This is a genomic window from Azospira sp. APE16, assembly GCF_047901315.1.
GTDB lineage: Bacteria > Pseudomonadota > Gammaproteobacteria > Burkholderiales > Rhodocyclaceae > Azospira > Azospira oryzae.
Genome location: NZ_CP179682.1, coordinates 511,415 through 532,891 on the forward strand (window position 1 = coordinate 511,415; position 21,477 = coordinate 532,891).

General features: G+C 60.3%; 24 protein-coding genes. All 24 read left to right on the top strand.

Translation table 11 applies throughout. The annotated features are described in order from the left end of the window. Positions 1 to 190 precede the first annotated feature (190 nt). The 24 genes from rpoB to rplR all read left to right on the top strand — a co-directional run bounded on the left by rpoB (position 191) and on the right by rplR (position 21,465). Complete coding sequence (gene rpoB, locus ACLSSQ_RS02605) at positions 191 to 4,474, top strand: DNA-directed RNA polymerase subunit beta (RefSeq protein WP_014235486.1); 4,284 nt, start codon at positions 191 to 193, stop codon at positions 4,472 to 4,474. A gap of 68 nt (positions 4,475 to 4,542) precedes the next feature. Continuing rightward, on the top strand, positions 4,543 to 8,751 hold the full coding sequence (gene rpoC / locus ACLSSQ_RS02610) for a DNA-directed RNA polymerase subunit beta' (protein WP_014235485.1): 4,209 nt from the start codon (positions 4,543 to 4,545) through the stop codon (positions 8,749 to 8,751). A gap of 174 nt (positions 8,752 to 8,925) precedes the next feature. Then, positions 8,926 to 9,303, top strand: coding sequence for a 30S ribosomal protein S12 (gene rpsL, locus ACLSSQ_RS02615; RefSeq protein ID WP_014235484.1), 378 nt, complete (start codon positions 8,926 to 8,928; stop codon positions 9,301 to 9,303). Between the two features lie 98 nt (positions 9,304 to 9,401). Next, positions 9,402 to 9,872: a 30S ribosomal protein S7 gene (gene rpsG / locus ACLSSQ_RS02620; RefSeq protein ID WP_014235483.1), complete on the top strand. Its 471-nt coding sequence runs from the start codon at positions 9,402 to 9,404 to the stop codon at positions 9,870 to 9,872. A 38-nt stretch (positions 9,873 to 9,910) separates the two neighbouring features. Continuing rightward, entirely contained in the window at positions 9,911 to 12,004 is a 2,094-nt protein-coding gene (gene fusA, locus ACLSSQ_RS02625) for an elongation factor G (RefSeq protein ID WP_014235482.1), read from the top strand. A 30-nt stretch (positions 12,005 to 12,034) separates the two neighbouring features. Then, positions 12,035 to 13,225 (top strand): elongation factor Tu, encoded by a 1,191-nt coding sequence (tuf, locus tag ACLSSQ_RS02630; protein ID WP_014235481.1) that lies wholly within the window; start codon positions 12,035 to 12,037, stop codon positions 13,223 to 13,225. 53 nt (positions 13,226 to 13,278) lie between these two features. Continuing rightward, complete coding sequence (rpsJ, locus tag ACLSSQ_RS02635) at positions 13,279 to 13,590, top strand: 30S ribosomal protein S10 (protein ID WP_014235480.1); 312 nt, start codon at positions 13,279 to 13,281, stop codon at positions 13,588 to 13,590. A gap of 109 nt (positions 13,591 to 13,699) precedes the next feature. Then, the gene (gene rplC / locus ACLSSQ_RS02640; protein WP_014235479.1) at positions 13,700 to 14,338 is read left to right on the top strand and encodes a 50S ribosomal protein L3; all 639 of its coding nucleotides are present in this window, start codon (positions 13,700 to 13,702) and stop codon (positions 14,336 to 14,338) included. A gap of 9 nt (positions 14,339 to 14,347) precedes the next feature. After that, complete coding sequence (rplD, locus tag ACLSSQ_RS02645) at positions 14,348 to 14,968, top strand: 50S ribosomal protein L4 (protein ID WP_014235478.1); 621 nt, start codon at positions 14,348 to 14,350, stop codon at positions 14,966 to 14,968. Continuing rightward, positions 14,965 to 15,261, top strand: coding sequence for a 50S ribosomal protein L23 (gene rplW, locus ACLSSQ_RS02650; protein WP_014235477.1), 297 nt, complete (start codon positions 14,965 to 14,967; stop codon positions 15,259 to 15,261). Before rplD ends, rplW begins: the two co-directional genes overlap by 4 nt. A 4-nt stretch (positions 15,262 to 15,265) precedes the next feature. Beyond that, positions 15,266 to 16,093 carry a 50S ribosomal protein L2 gene (gene rplB, locus ACLSSQ_RS02655; RefSeq protein WP_014235476.1) on the top strand — a complete coding sequence of 276 codons (828 nt, stop codon included), beginning with the start codon at positions 15,266 to 15,268 and terminating at the stop codon, positions 16,091 to 16,093. A gap of 13 nt (positions 16,094 to 16,106) precedes the next feature. Further along, complete coding sequence (gene rpsS / locus ACLSSQ_RS02660) at positions 16,107 to 16,382, top strand: 30S ribosomal protein S19 (protein WP_014235475.1); 276 nt, start codon at positions 16,107 to 16,109, stop codon at positions 16,380 to 16,382. 10 nt (positions 16,383 to 16,392) lie between these two features. Continuing rightward, positions 16,393 to 16,722: a 50S ribosomal protein L22 gene (gene rplV / locus ACLSSQ_RS02665; protein WP_014235474.1), complete on the top strand. Its 330-nt coding sequence runs from the start codon at positions 16,393 to 16,395 to the stop codon at positions 16,720 to 16,722. Between the two features lie 9 nt (positions 16,723 to 16,731). Further along, positions 16,732 to 17,568 (top strand): 30S ribosomal protein S3, encoded by an 837-nt coding sequence (gene rpsC / locus ACLSSQ_RS02670; protein ID WP_130459234.1) that lies wholly within the window; start codon positions 16,732 to 16,734, stop codon positions 17,566 to 17,568. Further along, positions 17,555 to 17,968 (top strand): 50S ribosomal protein L16, encoded by a 414-nt coding sequence (gene rplP / locus ACLSSQ_RS02675; RefSeq protein ID WP_416243718.1) that lies wholly within the window; start codon positions 17,555 to 17,557, stop codon positions 17,966 to 17,968. The genes rpsC and rplP overlap by 14 nt, the downstream gene beginning before the upstream one ends. 3 nt (positions 17,969 to 17,971) lie before the next feature. Continuing rightward, positions 17,972 to 18,166 (top strand): 50S ribosomal protein L29, encoded by a 195-nt coding sequence (rpmC, locus tag ACLSSQ_RS02680; protein WP_014235471.1) that lies wholly within the window; start codon positions 17,972 to 17,974, stop codon positions 18,164 to 18,166. Beyond that, on the top strand, positions 18,163 to 18,429 hold the full coding sequence (gene rpsQ, locus ACLSSQ_RS02685) for a 30S ribosomal protein S17 (RefSeq protein ID WP_014235470.1): 267 nt from the start codon (positions 18,163 to 18,165) through the stop codon (positions 18,427 to 18,429). Before rpmC ends, rpsQ begins: the two co-directional genes overlap by 4 nt. A gap of 161 nt (positions 18,430 to 18,590) precedes the next feature. Then, positions 18,591 to 18,959, top strand: coding sequence for a 50S ribosomal protein L14 (gene rplN / locus ACLSSQ_RS02690; protein ID WP_014235469.1), 369 nt, complete (start codon positions 18,591 to 18,593; stop codon positions 18,957 to 18,959). Positions 18,960 to 18,965: 6 nt separating this feature from the next. Then, positions 18,966 to 19,286 (top strand): 50S ribosomal protein L24, encoded by a 321-nt coding sequence (rplX, locus tag ACLSSQ_RS02695; protein ID WP_238526322.1) that lies wholly within the window; start codon positions 18,966 to 18,968, stop codon positions 19,284 to 19,286. Positions 19,287 to 19,295: 9 nt separating this feature from the next. Next, a complete protein-coding gene (rplE, locus tag ACLSSQ_RS02700) occupies positions 19,296 to 19,835 on the top strand; it encodes a 50S ribosomal protein L5 (protein WP_014235467.1) in 540 nt (179 codons plus the stop codon). Between the two features lie 7 nt (positions 19,836 to 19,842). Further along, entirely contained in the window at positions 19,843 to 20,148 is a 306-nt protein-coding gene (gene rpsN, locus ACLSSQ_RS02705) for a 30S ribosomal protein S14 (RefSeq protein ID WP_014235466.1), read from the top strand. 15 nt (positions 20,149 to 20,163) lie between these two features. Continuing rightward, positions 20,164 to 20,559, top strand: coding sequence for a 30S ribosomal protein S8 (gene rpsH, locus ACLSSQ_RS02710; protein ID WP_014235465.1), 396 nt, complete (start codon positions 20,164 to 20,166; stop codon positions 20,557 to 20,559). A 9-nt stretch (positions 20,560 to 20,568) separates the two neighbouring features. Continuing rightward, positions 20,569 to 21,099 (top strand): 50S ribosomal protein L6, encoded by a 531-nt coding sequence (gene rplF / locus ACLSSQ_RS02715; protein WP_014235464.1) that lies wholly within the window; start codon positions 20,569 to 20,571, stop codon positions 21,097 to 21,099. Between the two features lie 12 nt (positions 21,100 to 21,111). Further along, a complete protein-coding gene (gene rplR / locus ACLSSQ_RS02720) occupies positions 21,112 to 21,465 on the top strand; it encodes a 50S ribosomal protein L18 (RefSeq protein ID WP_130459319.1) in 354 nt (117 codons plus the stop codon). The last annotated feature ends 12 nt before the right edge of the window (positions 21,466 to 21,477 follow it).

The following is a 21,477-nucleotide window of genomic DNA, read 5'->3' on the forward strand; positions in this document are numbered from 1 at the left end:
GCCCAGGCGTTTCAACGGTTCCAACAGCATCACCCAGTACTGCGCAACGTATAAACGCAAGCATCATCTCCCGGCGCCGGCGCCGGACAGGCAGAAAAGATGAAGCTTGCGTTTATCCGTTGCAGCCGCCGGGAACATCGGCGGATCCAACCTCTTTTGAGGAATTTTGCTTTCTGAGCTCGGAGCGACCATGACCTACTCCTACACCGAGAAAAAACGCATCCGCAAGAGTTTTGCCAAGCGTGCAAGCGTGCTCGACGTGCCGTTCTTGCTGGCCACCCAGCTGGAATCCTATACGGCCTTCCTGCAGGCGGAACTGCCCACCGCCAAGCGTCGCAATCAAGGGCTTCAGGCCGCTTTCGGCTCCATCTTTCCCATCGTTTCCCATTCCGGCAATGCCCGGCTGGAGTTCGTCAGCTACCAGCTGGCCGAGCCCGCCTTCGACGTCAAGGAATGTCAGCAACGGGGCCTGACCTTCGCCTCCGCCCTGCGCGCCAAGGTGCGTCTGGTGATCATGGACCGGGAAGCTCCGGATACCGTGAAGGAAGTGAAGGAGCAGGAAGTGTACATGGGCGAGATTCCGCTCATGACCACCACCGGTTCTTTCGTCATCAACGGTACCGAGCGGGTCATCGTCTCCCAGCTGCACCGCTCCCCCGGCGTGTTCTTCGAGCACGACCGCGGCAAGACCCATTCTTCCGGCAAGCTGCTGTTCTCCGCCCGCGTGATTCCCTACCGCGGTTCCTGGCTGGACTTCGAATTCGATCCGAAGGACATCCTCTTCTTCCGCGTTGACCGTCGCCGCAAGATGCCCGTCACCACCCTGCTCAAGGCCATCGGCCTGACCAATGAGCAGATCCTGGCCGGCTTCTTCGAATTCGACGACTTCAAGCTGCTGAAGAACGGCGCCGACTTCACCCTGGTGCCCGAGCGTCTGCGCGGCGAAACCGCCCGCTTCGATTTCTGCGACAAGGCCGGCAAGGTCATCGTGCCGAAGGACAAGCGCATCACCGCTAAGCACATCCGCGATCTGGACGCTGCCGGCATCAAGCACATCGCCGTGCCCGACGACTTCCTGGTCGGCCGCGTCATCGGTCACAACATCATCGACAAGGACAGCGGCGAAGTCATCGCCAATGCCAACGATGAAATCACCGAGTCCCTGCTGGCCAAGCTGCGGGAAGCCGGCGTGGCCGAATTCCAGACCCTGTACACCAACGATCTGGACCGTGGCGCCTTCATCTCCAACACCCTGCGTGCTGACGATACCGCCACCAAGCAGGCCGCCCGCGTCGCCATCTACCGCATGATGCGCCCCGGCGAACCGCCCACCGAAGAAGCCGTGGAGATCCTCTTCAACGGTCTCTTCTACTCCGACGATCGCTACGATCTGTCCGGTGTGGGCCGCATGAAGTTCAACCGTCGCATCGGCCGTCCCGATGTGGTCGAGTACAAGGTCACCATCAAGAACGCTCCGCACAAGACCGAAGCGCTGGCCAAGGCCATCGCCGAGTTCACCGGCGCCAATCAGGGCACCGTCCAGGAAATCCTGAACGAGCTGCAGTATGGTTCCCGTGCCGCTGCCGAAAACCTGACCGAAGAAGCCGCCCACACCCTGGCCGCCCAACTGAAGGCCCTGGGCGCCAACGTCGAAGTGCGCGAGCAGCTGACCCTGTCGCCCCGCGACATCGTTGAATCCATCAAGCTGCTGGTGGAACTGCGCAACGGTCGCGGCGAAATCGACGACATCGATCACTTGGGCAACCGCCGTGTGCGTTCCGTCGGCGAACTGGCTGAGAACCAGTTCCGCGCCGGTCTGGTGCGCGTCGAGCGCGCCGTCAAGGAGCGCCTGTCCCAGGCCGAGTCCGACAACCTGATGCCCCACGACCTGATCAACGCCAAGCCGATCAGCGCCGCCATCAAGGAATTCTTCGGCTCCAGCCAGCTGTCCCAGTTCATGGACCAGACCAACCCCCTGTCCGAGATCACCCACAAGCGGCGCGTTTCCGCTCTGGGCCCGGGCGGTCTGACCCGCGAACGCGCCGGCTTCGAAGTGCGCGACGTGCATCCGACCCACTACGGCCGCGTCTGCCCGATCGAAACCCCGGAAGGTCCGAACATCGGCCTGATCAACTCCCTGGCCCTGTTCGCCCGCACCAACTCCTACGGTTTCCTGGAAACCCCCTACCGCAAGGTGGTGGACGGCAAGGTGACCGACCAGATCGAATACCTCTCTGCCATTGAAGAAGGCGCTTACGTGGTGGCCCAGGCCAACGCCGCCCTGGGTGCCGACGGCACCCTGGTGGACGAGCTGGTGACCTGCCGCGAAAAGGGCGAAACCATCCTGGCCGAACCGTCCCGCGTCCAGTACATGGACGTGGCCCCGGGCCAGATCGTTTCCGTCGCTGCCTCCCTGATCCCCTTCCTCGAGCACGACGATGCGAACCGGGCCCTGATGGGCGCCAACATGCAGCGTCAGGCCGTGCCCTGCCTGCGTCCGGAGAAGCCCCTGGTCGGTACCGGCATCGAACGTACCGTGGCCGTGGACTCCGGCACCGCCGTGCAGGCCCTGCGTGGCGGCGTGGTGGATTACGTGGATGCTTCCCGCGTCGTGGTCCGTGTGCATGACGATGAAACCGTGCCGGGCGAAGTCGGCGTGGACATCTACAACCTGACCAAGTACACCCGTTCCAACCAGAACACCAACATCAACCAGCGTCCGCTGGTGAAGATGGGCGACATCATCGCCAAGGGTGACGTGGTGGCCGACGGCGCTTCTACCGACAAGGGCGAACTGGCCCTCGGTCAGAACATGCTGATCGCCTTCATGCCCTGGAACGGCTACAACTTCGAAGATTCGATCCTGATCTCCGAGCGCGTGGTGGCGGAAGACCGCTACACCTCCATCCACATCGAAGAACTGACCGTGGTGGCCCGCGACACCAAGCTCGGCCCCGAGGAAATCACCCGCGACATCGCTTCCCTGGGCGAGGTACAGCTGTCCCGTCTGGACGAATCCGGCGTGGTGTACATTGGCGCCGAAGTGGAAGCCGGCGACGTGCTGGTGGGTAAGGTCACCCCCAAGGGCGAGACCCAGCTGACGCCGGAAGAAAAGCTGCTGCGCGCCATCTTCGGCGAGAAGGCCTCCGACGTTAAGGACACCTCCCTGCGCGTGCCGTCCGGTATCGCCGGCACCGTCATCGACGTGCAGGTGTTCACCCGCGAAGGTATCGAACGCGACAAGCGCGCCCAGTCCATCATCGACGACCATCTGCGTGGCTACAAGCAGGATCTGGCCGACCAGATGCGTATCGTGGAGCGTGACACCTTCGCCCGTGTCGGCCGCCTGATCACCGGCAAGCCGGCCAACGGCGGTCCGAAGAAGCTGGCCAAGGGCACTGTCGTGACCCAGGAATACCTGGACGGCATCGATCCCCACAACTGGTTCGACGTGCGCATGGCCGACGAGGAAGTCGCCCAGCAACTGGAACAGCTGAAGGAATCCCTGGAGCAGACCCGCAAGGACTTCGACATTGCCTTCGAAGAGAAGCGCAAGAAGCTGACCCAGGGCGACGAACTGCCCCCGGGCGTGCAGAAGATGGTCAAGGTCTACGTGGCCGTGAAGCGCCGCCTGCAGCCTGGCGACAAGATGGCCGGCCGCCACGGTAACAAGGGTGTGGTTTCCCGCATCGTGCCCGTGGAAGACATGCCCTACATGGCCGACGGCCGTCCCGTGGATATCGTGCTGAACCCCCTGGGTGTGCCGTCCCGGATGAACGTGGGCCAGATTCTGGAAGTGCACCTGGGCTGGGCCGCCAAGGGCCTGGGCTACAAGATCGGCGACATGCTGCAGGCCGGCGCCAAGGCTGCCGAAGTGCGCAAGTTCCTGGAAGAGATTTACAACTCCGAAGGCAAGAAGGAAAACCTGAACGAGCTGAACGACCAGGAAATCATGGAACTGGCCGGCAACCTGACCACCGGCGTGCCTTTCGCCACCCCGGTGTTCGACGGTGCCGACGAAGCCGAAATCAAGGCCATGCTGCGTCTCGCGGGCATGCCCGAATCCGGCCAGATCACCCTGCACGACGGCCGTACCGGCGACGCCTTCGAGCGTCAGGTGACGGTGGGCTACATGCATTACCTGAAGCTGCACCACCTGGTGGACGACAAGATGCACGCCCGTTCCACCGGCCCGTACAGCCTGGTGACCCAGCAGCCCCTGGGCGGTAAGGCCCAGTTCGGCGGCCAGCGCTTCGGTGAAATGGAAGTGTGGGCCCTGGAAGCCTACGGCGCCTCCTACGTGCTGCAGGAAATGCTGACCGTGAAGTCGGACGATGTGAATGGTCGTACCAAGGTTTACGAAAACATCGTCAAGGGCGAGCACAAGATCGATGCCGGCATGCCGGAATCCTTCAACGTGCTGGTGAAGGAAATCCGCTCCCTGGCGATCGACATCGACCTGGAACGGTACTAAACCGCCCCACGCAGCAAATTGGCCCGATACACGGAATTTTTGGATTCACACCCCGGTTGGAGTGAACAATGAAAGCACTGCTCGATCTGTTTAAGCAGGTAACCCAGGAAGAAGAATTCGACGCGATCACCATCAGTCTCGCGTCGCCGGACAAGATCCGGTCCTGGTCCTACGGCGAAGTTAAAAAGCCGGAAACCATCAACTACCGCACCTTCAAACCGGAGCGTGACGGCCTGTTCTGCGCCAAGATTTTTGGCCCGATCAAGGACTACGAGTGCCTGTGCGGCAAGTACAAGCGCCTCAAGCATCGTGGCGTCATCTGCGAGAAGTGCGGCGTCGAAGTAACCCTGGCCAAGGTGCGCCGCGAGCGTATGGGCCACATCGAGCTGGCCAGCCCGACCGCCCACATCTGGTTCCTCAAGTCCCTGCCCAGCCGTCTCGGCATGGTGCTGGACATGACCCTGCGCGACATCGAGCGGGTCCTCTACTTCGAAGCCTACGTGGTGATCGAGCCCGGCATGACCTCCCTCAACCGGGGCCAGCTGCTGACCGAAGACGACTACCTGGCCAAGGTGGAAGAGTACGGTGACGACTTCATCGCCCTGATGGGTGCCGAGGCCGTGCGCGAACTGCTGCGTACCCTGGACCTGGATCACGAAGTCGAGCGTCTGCGCAGCGAACTGGAAACCACTGGTTCCGAAGCCAAGAACAAGAAGATCGCCAAGCGCCTGAAGATCCTCGAAGGCTTCCAGAAGTCCGGCATCAAGCCCGACTGGATGATCCTGGAAGTGCTGCCCGTGCTGCCCCCGGACCTGCGTCCGCTGGTGCCCCTGGACGGCGGCCGTTTCGCCACTTCCGACCTGAACGACCTCTACCGTCGCGTCATTAACCGGAACAACCGTCTGAAGCGCCTGCTGGAGCTGAAGGCACCGGAAATCATCGTGCGCAACGAAAAGCGCATGCTGCAGGAGTCCGTGGACTCCCTGCTGGACAACGGTCGCCGCGGCAAGGCCATGACCGGCGCCAACAAGCGCCCCCTGAAGTCCCTGGCCGACATGATCAAGGGCAAGGGCGGCCGCTTCCGTCAGAACCTGCTGGGCAAGCGGGTGGACTACTCCGGTCGTTCCGTGATCGTGGTGGGTCCCCAGCTCAAGCTGCACCAGTGCGGCCTGCCCAAGCTGATGGCCCTGGAACTGTTCAAGCCCTTCATCTTCCACAAGCTGGAACTGATGGGCCTGGCAACCACCATCAAGCAGGCCAAGAAGATGGTCGAATCCCAGGAGCCCGTGGTGTGGGACATCCTGGAAGACGTCATCCGCGAACATCCGGTCATGCTGAACCGTGCGCCGACCCTGCACCGTCTGGGTATCCAGGCTTTCGAGCCGACCCTGATCGAAGGCAAGGCCATCCAGTTGCATCCCCTGGTGTGTGCCGCCTTCAACGCCGACTTTGACGGCGACCAGATGGCTGTCCACGTGCCCCTGTCCCTGGAAGCCCAGATGGAAGCCCGCACCCTGATGCTGGCCTCCAACAACGTGCTCTCCCCGGCCAACGGCGAACCGATCATCGTGCCGTCCCAGGATATCGTGCTGGGTCTGTACTACGCCACCCGCGACCGCATCAACGCCAAGGGTGAAGGCATGAACTTCGCTGACGTCAGCGAAGTGCTGCGGGCCGTGAATTCCGGCCTGGCCGACCTGCACGCCAAGGTTTCCGTGCGTCTGAAGGAATACGTGCGCGGCGAAAGCGGCGAGTGGGTGGAGAAGATCACCCGCTACAACACCACCTGCGGCCGTGCCATCCTTTCCGAGATCCTGCCCAAGGGCCTGCCTTTCAGCGTCATCGACAAGGCCCTGAAGAAGAAGGAAATCTCCAAGCTGATCAACACCTCCTTCCGCCGTTGCGGCCTGAAGGAAACGGTGGTGTTCGCCGACAAGCTGATGCAGAACGGCTACGCTCTGGCTACCCGTGCCGGCATCTCCTTCTGCTCCGACGACATGCGTGTGCCGACCGAAAAGCACACCATCATCGCCGAGGCCGAGAAGGAAGTTAAGGAAATCGAAACCCAATACACCAACGGTCTGGTGACCTTCGGTGAGCGCTACAACAAGGTCGTGGATATCTGGGGCCGTACCGGCGATCAGGTGGCCAAGGTCATGATGGAGCAGCTGGGTCATGAAGAGGTGGTGGACCGTCACGGCAAGACCGTGAAGCAGGAGTCCTTCAACTCCATCTACATGATGGCCGACTCCGGCGCCCGGGGTTCCGCGGCCCAGATTCGCCAGCTGGCCGGTATGCGGGGCCTGATGGCCAAGCCGGACGGCTCCATTATCGAAACGCCGATTACCACCAACTTCCGTGAAGGCCTGAACGTGCTTCAGTACTTCATCTCCACCCACGGTGCGCGGAAAGGTCTGGCCGATACGGCACTGAAGACCGCCAACTCCGGCTACCTGACCCGCCGTCTGGTGGATGTGACCCAGGATCTGGTGGTGACCGAGGACGATTGCGGCACCCAGAACGGCGTCACCATGAAGGCCCTGATCGAGGGCGGTGAGGTGATCGAGCCGCTGCGCGACCGTATTCTGGGCCGCGTGGTCGTGGCTGACGTGGTGAATCCGGAAAGCGAAGAAACCGTCATCGAAGCCGGTACCCTGGTGGACGAGGATCTGTGCGATCTGATCGACAAGCTGGGCATCGATGAAGTCAAGGTCCGTACCCCCCTGACCTGCGACACCCGTTACGGTCTGTGCGCCAAGTGCTACGGCCGTGATCTGGGCCGCGGCTCCCTGGTCAATGTGGGTGAGGCTGTCGGCGTCATCGCCGCCCAGTCCATCGGCGAACCGGGTACCCAGCTGACCATGCGGACCTTCCACGTCGGCGGTGCGGCTTCCCGTGCTGCCGTGGCCGACCGGGTCGATACCAAGTCCAACGGTGTGGTGCGCTTCACTGCCACCATGCGCTATGTGACCAACGTCAAGGGTGAGAAGATCGTCTTCACCCGTTCCGGCGAAGTGCTGGTGACCGACGACAATGGCCGCGAGCGCGAACGTCACAAGGTGCCCTACGGCGCCATCCTGACCGCCGATGACGGCCAGGTGGTGAAGGCCGGTGCCGTGCTGGCGACCTGGGATCCCCATACCCGTCCGATGATTACCGAGTACGCCGGTACCATCAAGTTCGAGAACGTGGAAGAAGGTTCCACCGTCGCCAAGCAGATCGACGATGTGACCGGCCTGTCCACCCTGGTGGTGATCGATCCCAAGCGCGGCGGCAAGGCCCAGGCCAAGGGCCTGCGTCCCCAGGTCAAGCTGCTGGACGAGAACGGCCAGGAAGTGAAGATGCATGGCACCGAGCACGCCGTGACCATCACCTTCCAGGTGGGCTCCATCATCACCGTGGCCGACGGCCAGCAGGTGGGTGTCGGCGACGTGCTGGCGAAGATTCCGCAAGAATCCGCCAAGACCCGCGACATTACCGGCGGTCTGCCCCGTGTGGCAGAGCTGTTCGAAGCCCGTACGCCCAAGGATGTGGGCATGCTGGCCGAGTACACCGGTACCGTTTCCTTCGGCAAGGACACCAAGGGCAAGCAGCGTCTGGTCATCACCGATCTGGACGGTGTCGCCCACGAGTATCTGATCCTCAAGGACAAGCACGTCATGGTGCACGACGGCCAGGTGGTGAACAAGGGCGAGGTCATTGTGGACGGCGAGCCCGATCCCCATGAAATCCTCAAGCTCAAGGGTGTCGAAGCCCTGGCCCGCTACATCACCGATGAAGTGCAGGATGTGTACCGTCTGCAGGGCGTGAAGATCAACGACAAGCACATTGAAGTTATCGTGCGCCAGATGCTGCGTCGGGTCACCATCACCGAGCCGGGCGACACCCGCTTCATCAAGAGCGAACAGGTCGAACGTGCCGATGTGCTGGACGAGAACGATCGCGTCGTTGCCGAAGGCAAGCTGCCCGCCAGCTACGATTACATGCTGCTCGGTATCACCAAGGCCTCCTTGTCCACCGACTCCTTCATCTCCGCGGCTTCCTTCCAGGAAACCACCCGCGTGCTGACGGAAGCGGCCATCATGGGCAAGCGCGACGAACTGCGCGGCCTGAAGGAAAACGTCATCGTCGGCCGCCTGATTCCTGCCGGTACCGGTCTTGCCTACCACAATTCCCGTCGTCAGCAGGCTGCTGGCAACGACCAGGGCCTCGACCGGGTCCTGGGCGGGGAGGATGTGGCTGTCGAGGAAGTGCCTGCCGGCAACGACGCCGTCTGATCTTTGGGAAGCAACCGTTGACTCGAGGGTTGCTTCCCAATAAAATCTCGGGTCTTTTCGCGGCAAAGGCTAATCATTGCCTTTGTTTGGATAAAAAAATCGCTGAGGCGAGGCGGGCAGTCAGCCCGCTGTTTCAGTGTTTTGGCGGCAAAGCCGCCTAAATGAGGATTTGTTATGCCGACCATCAACCAACTCGTGCGCAAGCCCCGGGTGGCCGAAATTACCAAGAGCAAGGTTCCTGCTCTGGAAAAGTGCCCCCAGAAGCGTGGCGTGTGCACCCGTGTTTACACCACCACTCCGAAGAAGCCGAACTCCGCACTGCGTAAGGTGTGCAAGGTTCGTCTGACCAATGGCTTCGAAGTCATTTCCTACATCGGTGGTGAAGGCCACAACCTGCAGGAGCACTCCGTGGTCCTGATTCGCGGTGGTCGTGTGAAGGATTTGCCTGGTGTGCGTTACCACACCGTGCGCGGCTCCCTGGATACCCAGGGCGTCAAGGATCGTAAGCAGTCCCGTTCCAAGTACGGGGCCAAGCGTCCGAAGGCGGCCTAATCAGGTCGTTTTAGTAAGTGGCCGCCCCCACATGGGCGGCCATGTGTCATTTCTATTCCGGAAATGTCGCAACTGAATTGTGAACTAGTGAGGTTGTTATGCCCCGTCGTCGTGAAGTACCGAAACGCGACATCCTGCCCGATCCCAAGTTCGGCAGCGTGGATGTCTCCAAGTTTGTGAATGCCGTGATGCAAAGCGGCAAGAAGTCCGTGGCCGAGCGCATCGTCTACGGTGCCTTCGACCAGATTTCTTCCAAGTCCGGCAAGGATCCTCTGGAAGTGTTTGCCTCCGCCATCGCCAACGTGCGTCCCATGGTGGAAGTGAAGTCCCGTCGCGTCGGTGGTGCCAACTACCAGGTGCCCGTGGAAGTTCGTCCCGCCCGCCGTATGGCTCTGGCCATGCGTTGGCTGCGCGAGGCCGCCCGCAAGCGTTCCGAAAAGACCATGGGTCTGCGTCTGGCTGCCGAAATGCTGGAGGCGGCCGAAAACCGCGGCGGCGCCGTGAAGAAGCGTGACGAAGTGCATCGTATGGCCGAAGCCAACAAGGCCTTCGCCCACTACCGTTTCTAACCGTCTCCTGACAAACGTTTACAGCGAAGGTTACTAACGTGGCTCGCAAAACTCCCATCGAGCGCTACCGCAATATCGGTATTAGCGCTCACATTGACGCCGGTAAGACGACTACCACCGAGCGCATCCTGTACTACACCGGTGTGAACCACAAAATCGGTGAAGTGCACGACGGTGCTGCCACCATGGACTGGATGGAGCAGGAGCAGGAGCGTGGTATTACCATTACCTCCGCTGCTACCACTTGCTTCTGGAAGGGGATGGACAACTCCTTCCCCGAGCACCGCTTCAACATCATCGACACCCCGGGGCACGTGGACTTCACCATCGAGGTGGAGCGTTCCATGCGTGTGCTGGATGGTGCCTGCATGGTTTACTGTGCTGTGGGTGGCGTTCAGCCCCAGTCCGAGACTGTGTGGCGTCAGGCCAACAAGTACAAGGTGCCCCGTCTGGCTTTCGTGAACAAGATGGACCGCTCCGGTGCCAACTTCTTCAAGGTCGTCGAGCAGATGAAGGTCCGCCTGAAGGGCAATCCCGTGCCGATCGTGATTCCGATCGGTGCCGAAGATACCTTCACCGGTGTGGTCGATCTGATCAAGATGAAGGCCATCATCTGGGATGAAGCCTCCCAGGGTATGAAGTTCGAGTACAAGGACATTCCCGCTGATCTGGTCGAGACCGCCCAGACCTGGCGTGAACAGATGGTCGAGGCTGCTGCCGAGGCATCTGAAGAGCTGATGAACAAGTACCTGGAAGAGGGTGATCTGCCTGAGGCCGACATCCTGCTGGGCCTGCGTACTCGCACCATCAACTGCGAAATCCAGCCCATGCTGTGCGGTACCGCCTTCAAGAACAAGGGCGTGCAGCGCATGCTGGATGCTGTTATTCAGCTGCTGCCCTCCCCGGTGGATATTCCCCCTGTTGAAGGCGAAAAGGAAAATGGCGAGAAGGATTGCCGCGTTGCTTCCGACGACTCCAAGTTCTCCGCCCTGGCTTTCAAGCTGATGACCGACCCCTACGTCGGCCAGCTGACCTTCGTGCGCGTGTACTCCGGCGTCCTGACCTCCGGCTCCACCATTTACAACCCGATCAAGGGTCGTAAGGAGCGCATCGGCCGCATCCTGCAGATGCACGCCAACAACCGCGAGGAAATCAAGGAAGTTCTGGCCGGCGACATCGCCGCCTGCGTGGGTCTGAAGGAAGTGACCACCGGTGAAACCCTGTGCGATCCGGATGCTCCGATCATTCTCGAGCGCATGGAATTCCCGGATCCCGTGATTCACGTGGCTGTCGAGCCCAAGACCAAGGCTGACCAGGAGAAGATGGGTATCGCCCTGAATCGTCTGGCCGCCGAAGACCCGTCCTTCCGCGTGCGTACCGACGAAGAGTCCGGTCAGACCATCATTTCCGGTATGGGCGAACTGCACCTGGAAATTATCGTCGACCGCATGAAGCGCGAATTCAGCGTCGAAGCCAACGTGGGTGCTCCCCAGGTGGCCTACCGCGAATGCATCAAGAAGGCTGTCGAACAGGAAGGCAAGTTCGTCAAGCAGTCCGGCGGTCGCGGTCAGTACGGTCACGTCTGGCTCAAGATCGAGCCGAACGAAGCCGGCAAGGGCTACGAGTTTGTTGACGCCATCAAGGGCGGCACCGTGCCCCGCGAATTCATTCCCGCGGTGGACAAGGGTCTGCAAGACGCCATCTCCAGCGGTGTGCTGGCCGGCTTCCCGGTGGTTGACATCAAGTTCACCCTGTTCGACGGTTCCTACCACGACGTGGACTCCAACGAAAACGCTTTCCGCATGGCTGCCTCCATGGCATTCAAGGAAGGTATGCGCAAGGCCCAGCCCACGCTGCTGGAGCCGATGATGGCCGTTGTCGTTGAAACCCCGGAAGACTACATGGGTAACGTCATGGGCGACCTGTCCGGTCGTCGCGGCATCGTCCAGGGTATGGATGATCTGCCCGGCGGCATCAAGGAAGTGAAGGCTGAAGTGCCCCTGGCCGAGATGTTCGGCTACGCCACCCAGCTGCGCTCCCTGACCCAGGGTCGTGCGACCTACTCCATGGAGTTCAAGCACTACTCCGAGGCGCCGAAGAACGTCGCCGAAGCCGTGATTAACAAGAAGTAATCGAATTTTTGCGAATTGAGGAATTGAAAGATGGCCAAGGAAAAGTTTGAACGTACGAAGCCGCACGTTAATGTGGGCACCATCGGTCACGTTGACCACGGTAAGACCACGCTGACTGCTGCTATCACCACCATTCTGTCCAAGAAGTTCGGTGGCGAAGCCAAGGCTTACGACCAGATCGACGCTGCGCCCGAAGAAAAGGCCCGCGGTATCACCATCAACACCGCCCACGTCGAATACGAAACCGCCACCCGTCACTACGCTCACGTGGATTGCCCGGGTCACGCCGACTACGTGAAGAATATGATTACCGGTGCCGCCCAGATGGACGGCGCCATTCTGGTCTGTTCTGCCGCTGACGGCCCCATGCCCCAGACCCGCGAGCACATCCTGCTGGCCCGTCAGGTGGGCGTGCCCTACATCATCGTGTTCCTGAACAAGTGCGACATGGTGGATGACGCCGAACTGCTGGAACTGGTCGAAATGGAAGTGCGCGAGCTGCTCTCCAAGTACGACTTCCCCGGCGACGACATCCCCATCGTCAAGGGCTCCGCCCTGAAGGCTCTGGAAGGTGACCAGTCCGACATCGGCGAACCCGCCATTCTGGCTCTGGCCGACGCTCTGGACAGCTACATCCCCACCCCCGAGCGGGCTGTGGACAAGCCCTTCCTGCTGCCCATCGAAGACGTGTTCTCCATCTCCGGCCGCGGCACCGTGGTGACCGGTCGTGTCGAGCGCGGCATCGTCAAGGTCGGCGAAGAAATCGAAATCGTGGGTATCAAGCCCACCACCAAGACCACCTGCACCGGCGTGGAAATGTTCCGCAAGCTGCTGGACCAGGGTCAGGCTGGTGACAACGTGGGCGTGCTGCTGCGTGGCACCAAGCGTGAAGAAGTCGAGCGCGGCCAAGTGCTGGCCAAGCCCGGTTCCATCACCCCCCACACCCACTTCACTGGCGAAGTGTATGTTCTGTCCAAGGACGAAGGTGGTCGTCACACCCCGTTCTTCAACAACTACCGTCCCCAGTTCTACTTCCGGACCACTGACGTGACCGGCGCCATCTCCCTGCCCGAAGGCGTGGAAATGGTTATGCCTGGTGACAACATTCAGATGACCGTGAAGCTGATCGCTCCGATCGCCATGGAAGAAGGTCTGCGCTTCGCTATCCGCGAAGGCGGCCGTACCGTCGGCGCCGGTGTGGTTGCCAAGATCATCGAGTAATTTTTACATTCGGGGCGGGCTTTCACCCGCCCCATCGCTCTTTGGGAAATATCATGCAAAACCAGAAAATCCGTATCCGTCTGAAGGCCTTCGACTACCGCCTGATCGACCAATCCGCTCAGGAAATCGTTGAAACCGCCAAGCGTACCGGTGCTGTGGTTCGTGGCCCCGTGCCCCTGCCCACCCGCATCCAGCGTTACGACGTGCTGCGTTCCCCGCACGTGAACAAGACTTCCCGCGATCAGTTCGAGATCCGGACCCATCTGCGCCTGATGGACATCATCGATCCGACCGACAAGACTGTTGATGCTCTGATGAAGCTCGACCTGCCGGCTGGTGTTGACGTCGAAATCAAGTTGCAATAAGCGACTGGTTGCGTATATAATCCACCGCTTTTCCGCGGGCGACTCCGTTTGGTGTCGCCCATTTTGACTTACTTGTCGGCCAATCGCAGCCGGCATTTGGAGAATAACCATGAGTCTAGGCCTTGTTGGGCGCAAGGTCGGCATGACGCGCGTGTTCACTGATGACGGTGCTACCGTCCCGGTGACTGTGCTGGACGTGTCGAACAACCGTGTGTCCCAGATCAAAACGCCTGAAACCGACGGCTATGCCGCCGTTCAGGTGACTTTCGGCAAGCGTCGTGCCTCCCGCGTCAACAAGTCTCTGGCTGGTCATCTGGCCAAGGCTGGTGTTGAAGCTGGGCACGTGCTCAAAGAATTCCCCGTGACCGCTGAGCAGCTCGCTGGCCTGAAGGCTGGCGATCAGATCGCTGTCACCATCTTCGCTGTTGGCCAGAAGGTCGATATCACCGGCACCTCCCAGGGTAAGGGTTTTGCCGGCGCTATTAAGCGTCACAACTTCAGCTCCAACCGCGCCAGCCACGGTAACTCCGTGTCTCACAATGCTCCTGGTTCCATCGGTATGGCGCAGGATCCGGGTCGCGTGTTCCCGGGTAAGCGCATGGCCGGTCACCTGGGTGCTGTGAAGAGCACTGTGCAGTGCCTGGAAGTGGTTCGGGTCGACGTCGAGCGCCAGCTGCTGCTGGTGAAAGGCGCTGTTCCCGGCTCCAAGGGCTCCGACGTCATCGTGCGTCCGGCAGTCAAGGCTTAAGGGGGCGTGATGGAACTGAAAGTTATCAACGAAAACGGTCAGGAAGCTGCCAAGCTGCAGGCTTCCGATGCCCTGTTCGGCCGCGAGTACAACGAAGCGCTGGTGCACCAGGTGGTTGTTGCCTATCAGGCCAACGCCCGTAGCGCCAACCGCAAGCAGAAGGATCGCTCCGAAGTCCGGCACACCACCACCAAGCCCTGGCGCCAGAAGGGTACCGGTCGCGCACGTTCCGGTAGCAATGGCAGCCCGCTGTGGCGCGGAGGCGGCCGCATTTTCCCGAATTCCCCTGAGGAGAACTTCTCCCAGAAGGTGAACAAGAAAATGTACCGCGCTGGTCTGGCTTCCATCCTTTCCCAGCTGGTCCGTGATGACCGTCTGGCCGTGGTGGAAAACCTCTCTGTCGAGGCTCCCAAGACCAAGCTGTTCGCCCAGAAGATCAAGGGCATGGGCTACGAGTCCGTGCTGGTGATTACCGATTCCCTGGATGAGAACGTCTTCCTGGCTTCCCGCAACCTGCCTAATGTGCTGGTTCTGGATGTTAGCGAAGCCGATCCCGTGTCCCTGGTGCGCTTCCCCAAGGTTCTCGTGACCAAGGGCGCTGTGGCCAAGTTTGAGGAGCTGCTGGGATGAGCCAAGAACGTCTGCTGCAGGTGCTGCTGGCGCCGCAAATCTCCGAAAAGGCGACTTTCATCGCCGACAAGAACGAGCAGGTGGTTTTCAAGGTTGCCTCCGACGCAACCAAGCCGGAAATCAAGGCTGCTGTCGAGCTGCTTTTCAAGGTGCAGGTCGAGTCCGTTCAGGTGGCCAACGTCAAGGGCAAGGAAAAGCGCTTCGGTCGTTTCATCGGCCGCCGCAAGAGCTGGAAGAAGGCTTACGTCAGCCTGAAGCCGGGCCAGGAAATCAATTTCGCGGCCGGGGAGTAAGAACATGGCATTGATCAAAGTTAAACCGACTTCCGCCGGCCGCCGTGCCGTCGTGAAGGTCGTCAACCCCGATCTGTACAAGGGTAAGCCGTTCGCCGGCCTGCTCGAGAAGCAGACCCGCGGTTCCGGTCGTAACAACAACGGTCGCATCACCGTTCGCCACAAGGGCGGCGGTCATAAGCAGCACTACCGTGTTGTCGACTTCAAGCGCAACAAGGACGGCATTCCGGCCAAGGTCGAGCGCCTCGAGTACGATCCCAATCGTTCCGCCAACGTGGCTCTGCTGTGCTACGCCGACGGCGAGCGCCGTTACATCATTGCCCCCAAGGGCATGGTGGTCGGCCAGCAAGTGATCTCCGGCTCCGAAGCTCCGATCAAGTCTGGCAACGCCCTGCCGATTCGCAACATTCCGGTGGGTAGCACTATTCACTGCGTGGAAATGCTGCCCGGCAAGGGTGCTCAGCTGGCTCGCGCCGCTGGTACTTCCGTGCAACTGCTGGCTCGTGAAGGCTCTTACGCTCAGCTGCGTCTGCGCTCCGGTGAAATCCGCCGTGTGCACGTCGAATGCCGGGCCACCATCGGTGAAGTCGGTAACGAAGAGCACTCCCTGCGTTCCATCGGTAAGGCCGGTGCCATGCGCTGGCGCGGTGTTCGTCCGACCGTTCGTGGCGTGGTCATGAACCCGGTTGATCACCCCCACGGTGGTGGTGAAGGCCGTACCGCAGCTGGTATGCATCCGGTTAGTCCTTGGGGTACCAAGACCAAGGGTTATCGTACCCGTCGTAACAAGCGCACGAACTCCATGATCGTGCAGCGTCGTCACAAGCGTTAAGGGGTAGAGATCTATGGGACGTTCTGTAAAAAAGGGCCCGTTCGTCGATGCCCACCTGCTGAAGAAAGTCGACGCCGCTCGTGCTGGCAACGACAAGCGGCCGATCAAGACCTGGTCTCGCCGCTCCACCGTGCTGCCGGATTTCGTCGGTCTGACCATTGCCGTGCATAACGGCAAGCAACATATTCCGGTGTATGTCACCGAAAACATGGTCGGCCACAAGCTCGGCGAATTCTCCCTGACCCGTACTTTCAAGGGTCATACCGCCGGCAAGAAGGCGAAGAAGTAAAGGAGTGCAAATGGAAACTCGTGCTATTTTGCGCGGCGTCCGCCTCTCCGCCCAGAAGGGTCGCCTCGTGGCTGACCTGGTTCGCGGTAAGCCGGTGGGCCAGGCGCTCAACATCCTGGGCTTTGCTCCCCAAAAGGGCGCAAAGATCGTTAAGAAGGTTCTGGAGTCTGCCATCGCCAACGCCGAGCATAATGACGGCGCCGATATCGACGAACTGAAGGTCAAGACCATTCACGTCGAGCAGGGTACGTCTCTGAAGCGCTTCACCGCTCGGGCGAAGGGTCGTGGCAATCGCATCATCAAGCAGACCTGCCACATTTTCGTGACCGTCGGGAACTGAGGAAGAGTTATGGGACAGAAGATTAATCCTACCGGGTTCCGCCTCAGCGTGAACCGTAACTGGGCTTCCCGCTGGTACGCGAACAGTCAGAACTTCGCCACCATGCTGAACGAAGACATCCGGGTCCGTGACTACCTCAAGAAGAAGCTGGCACATGCGTCCGTCGGCCGCGTTCTCATCGAGCGCCCCGCCAAGAACGCCCGCGTCACCATCTTCTCCGCCCGTCCGGGCGTGGTTATCGGCAAGAAGGGTGAAGAGATCGACAACCTGCGCGCCGAACTGCAGCGCATCATGGGTGTGCCGGTCCACGTCAGCATCGAAGAAATCCGCAAGCCGGAACTCGATGCCCAGCTGATCGGCGACTCCATCGCCCAGCAGCTGGAAAAGCGGATCATGTTCCGTCGTGCCATGAAGCGCGCCATGCAGAACGCCATGCGTCTGGGTGCTCAGGGCATCAAGATCATGAGCTCCGGCCGTCTGAACGGTGCTGAAATCGCCCGTACCGAATGGTACCGCGAAGGTCGTGTGCCCCTGCACACCCTGCGCGCCGACATCGACTACGCTACCTCCGAAGCCCGCACCACCTACGGCATCATCGGTATCAAGGTCTGGGTGTTCAAGGGTGAAATGTCCGCCAACGGCCAGCCCGCTGTCGTGGCTCCGGAAGCCGGTGCCGACGAGCAGCGCAAGCCCCGTCGCTCCGCCAAGCCTGGCGAAGGTGCTGACAAGCCCAAGACCACTCGTACTGTGAAGGCCAAGGCTGAAGGTGAGGCCAAGGCTGCGGAGGGCGACAAGGCCCCCGCCAAGCGCGTAAGAAAGGCAGGTAACAACGATGCTGCAGCCTAATCGCAGAAAATACCGCAAGGAGCAGAAGGGCCGTAACACCGGTCTGGCTACCCGCGGTGCCAAGGTTAGCTTTGGTGAATTCGGTCTCAAGGCCATCGCCCGCGGGCGTCTGACTTCCCGTCAGATCGAAGCTGCGCGTCGTGCCATGACCCGTCACATCAAGCGGGGCGGCCGTATCTGGATCCGCGTGTTCCCGGACAAGCCCATTTCCAAGAAGCCTGCCGAAGTCCGTATGGGTAACGGTAAGGGTAATCCGGAATACTACGTGGCTGAAATTCAGCCGGGTAAGATTCTGTACGAGATGGACGGTGTGGATGAGGCTCTGGCTCGCGAGGCGTTCGCCCTTGCTGCTGCCAAGATCCCCTTCGCTGTCACCTTCGTGACCCGTCAGTTGGGGTAATCCATGAAAGCCAATGAGTTGAAAGCGAAGAGCGTCGAAGAGCTGAACACGGAGCTGGTTGAGCTTCTGAAGGCCCAGTTCAGCCTGCGCATGCAGGCTGCGACGCAGCAGCTGGCCAATACCAGCCAGCTGAACAAGGTGCGCAAGGATATTGCGCGTGTTCGTACCTTTATGCGTGAAAAGGCGGTACAGCAATGAGCGAGACCACCAGCATCAAGCGTACCCTGATCGGTCGCGTGGTCAGCGACAAGATGGAAAAGACCGTCACCGTCCTGATCGAACGTCGCGTGAAGCACCCGGTTTACGGCAAGATCGTGACCAAGTCCAAGAAGTATCACGCGCACAACGAAAACAACGAAGCCAAGGCTGGCGACCTGGTGGAGATCGAGGAAACCCGTCCTCTGTCCCGCACCAAGGCCTGGCGCGTTACCAAGCTGCTGGAAAAGGCAACCATCATCTAATGATGGGCAAGCCCGAAAGGGCTTGCGCGTTTTCTCAGGAGCGTGTACTATCCCGCTTCTTCGAGGTGCCCGGTGTCAGCCGGGCTCCTTTGTTTTAGTTCCTCCCCCCTTCGGGGTCCAAGACTGCCTGCGATCCGTTGCGGGAAAAGTTGGAGTTAATAATGATTCAGATGCAGACGATTCTGGACGTCGCCGATAATACCGGTGCGCGTTCGGTGATGTGTATCAAGGTCCTGGGCGGCTCCAAGCGTCGCTATGCGGCCGTTGGCGACATCATCAAGGTGTCCATCAAGGACGCCGCTCCCCGTGGTCGCGTGAAAAAGGGTGACGTGTATAACGCCGTGGTGGTTCGTACCGCCAAGGGTGTGCGTCGTCCCGATGGCTCGCTGATCAAGTTCGACAACAACGCGGCGGTGCTCCTCAATGCCAAGCTGGAGCCCATTGGTACCCGTATCTTCGGGCCGGTTACGCGCGAATTGCGTACCGAGCGCTTCATGAAGATCGTGTCCCTGGCGCCCGAAGTGCTGTAAGGAGCGGTGATGGAAAAGATTCGCAAGGGTGACGAGGTTGTCGTCATCGCCGGTAAAGACAAGGGCAAGCGCGGTACCGTTGCTCGCCGTGTCGATGCCGAGCATGTGGTGGTCGAGGGTGTGAACCGTGCCAAGAAGCACGTCAAGCCCAATCCCATCAAGGGCGTGGTTGGTGGCATCGTCGACAAAGATATGCCCATTCACATCTCTAACGTCGCGCTGTTCAATGCTGCGACCCAGAAGGCTGACCGCGTTGGCTTCAAGATTCTTGAAGACGGCAAGAAAGTGCGCGTGTTCAAGTCCAATGGCGAAACCCTGGACGCTTAAGGAATAGTCATGGCGCGTTTTTTCGACTACTACAAAGCTAGCGTGGTGCCTGAGCTGACCAAGCAGTTCGGCTACAAGTCCGTTATGGAAGTGCCGCGCATCACCAAGATCACCCTGAACATGGGTGTCGGCGAAGCTGTTCAGGATAAAAAGATCCTGGAAAATGCCGTCGGCGACATGCAGAAGATCGCTGGTCAGAAGCCCGTTGTCACCAAGTCCCGCAAGTCCATCGCTGGCTTCAAGATTCGTGACGGCTACCCCATCGGTTGCATGGTCACCCTGCGTGGCCCCCGCATGTTCGAGTTCCTGGATCGCCTGATCACCGTTTCCCTGCCCCGCGTGCGTGACTTCCGCGGCGTGGCTGGCAAGGGCTTCGACGGCCGTGGCAACTACAACATGGGTGTGAAAGAGCAGATCATTTTCCCCGAAATCGAGTACGACAAGATCGATGCTCTGCGCGGGATGAATATCAGCATTACCACCACCGCGAAGAGCGACGAGGAAGCCAAGGCCCTCCTGTCTGCCTTCAAGTTCCCCTTCAAGAATTGAGGCGATAATGGCAAAACTGTCACTCATCAATCGCGAAGAGAAGCGTCGCGCGCTCGTGGAAAAGTACGCTGCCAAGCGTGCTGCCCTGCAGGCCGTTATCGACAATCAGAGCCTTTCTGACGCCGAGCGCTTCGAGGCTCGTCTGAAGCTGCAGGCACTGCCGCGCAATTCCAGCCCCGCCCGTCTGCGCAATCGTTGCCAAGTAACCGGTCGTCCGCGCGGTGTTTTCCGCAAGTTCGGCCTGTGCCGCAACAAGCTCCGTGAAGCCGCCTTCAAGGGCGAGATTCCCGGTATGACCAAGGCCAGCTGGTAAGCAGGAGGAATAAAGATGGCTATGAGCGATCCGATCGCGGACATGCTGACCCGCATCCGCAACGCCCAGCAGGCCGAGAAGGCATCCGTAACGATGCCCTGCTCCAAGCTGAAAGTGGCGATTGCCGACGTCCTTAAGGGCGAAGGTTATATTGATGATTTCGCCGTGCGCGAAATCGAAGGCAAGGCTTCTCTGGAGATTGCCCTGAAGTACTACGCCGGCCGCCCGGTTATTGAGCGCATCGAGCGCGTCTCCCGGCCTGGTCTGCGTGTCTATAAGGGCAGCCAGGATATTCCGCGTGTTATGAATGGCCTGGGCGTGGCAATTGTGTCCACCCCCAAGGGCGTCATGACCGACCGCAAGGCACGCACCCAGAACGTGGGTGGCGAAGTCCTCTGCATCGTTGCGTAAGGGGGAACCATGTCCCGTGTAGGTAAGAATCCGATTTCGCTGCCCAAGGGTGTGGAAGTTGCTCTGGGTGAAGAGATCTCCGTCAAGGGCCCCCTTGGCGTGCTGAAGCTGAAGGCCAACCCGGCTGTGGTCGTGAAGGTCGAGGGTGAGCAACTGGTTTGCTCCCCGGTGGAAGGCGTTGAAGGTGCTGGTGCTCTGTGGGGCACCATGCGTGCCAATCTGAACAATATGGTGACCGGTGTTACCAAGGGTTTTGAGCGCAAGCTGACGCTGGTCGGCGTGGGTTACCGTGCTCAGGCCCAGGGCGACACCCTGAACCTGACCCTCGGCTTTTCCCATCCGGTGGCCCACAAGATGCCTGCTGGCGTCAAGGTGGAGACTCCGAGCCAGACTGAAATCCTCATCAAGGGTGTGGACAAGCAGGCGGTGGGGCAGGTAGCGGCTGAAGTTCGCGCTTATCGTAAGCCTGAGCCCTATAAGGGCAAGGGCGTGCGGTATGCCGACGAAGTGGTCGCGCTCAAGGAAACCAAGAAGAAGTAAGGTGGCGAAATGATTGACAAAAAACAGTCGCGCTTGCGTCGTGCCCGTAAAACCCGGGCCAAAATCGCCGAGCTGAAGGCCGTCCGTCTGTGCGTGTTCCGCACCAACAGCCACATCTATGCTCAAGTTATTTCTCCCTGCGGGTCCAAGGTTCTGGCTGCTGCCTCTTCCCTGGAACCTGAAGTGCGCAAGGATCTGCCGAATGGCGGCAATGTGAATGCTGCTGCCACCATCGGTAAGCTCATCGCCGAGCGCGCCAAGAAGGCGGGCATCGAGCAGGTCGCTTTCGACCGTGCCGGCTTCCAGTACCATGGTCGTGTCAAGGCCCTGGCTGAAGCCGCACGCGAAAACGGTCTGAAGTTCTGATCGGCCTGAAGG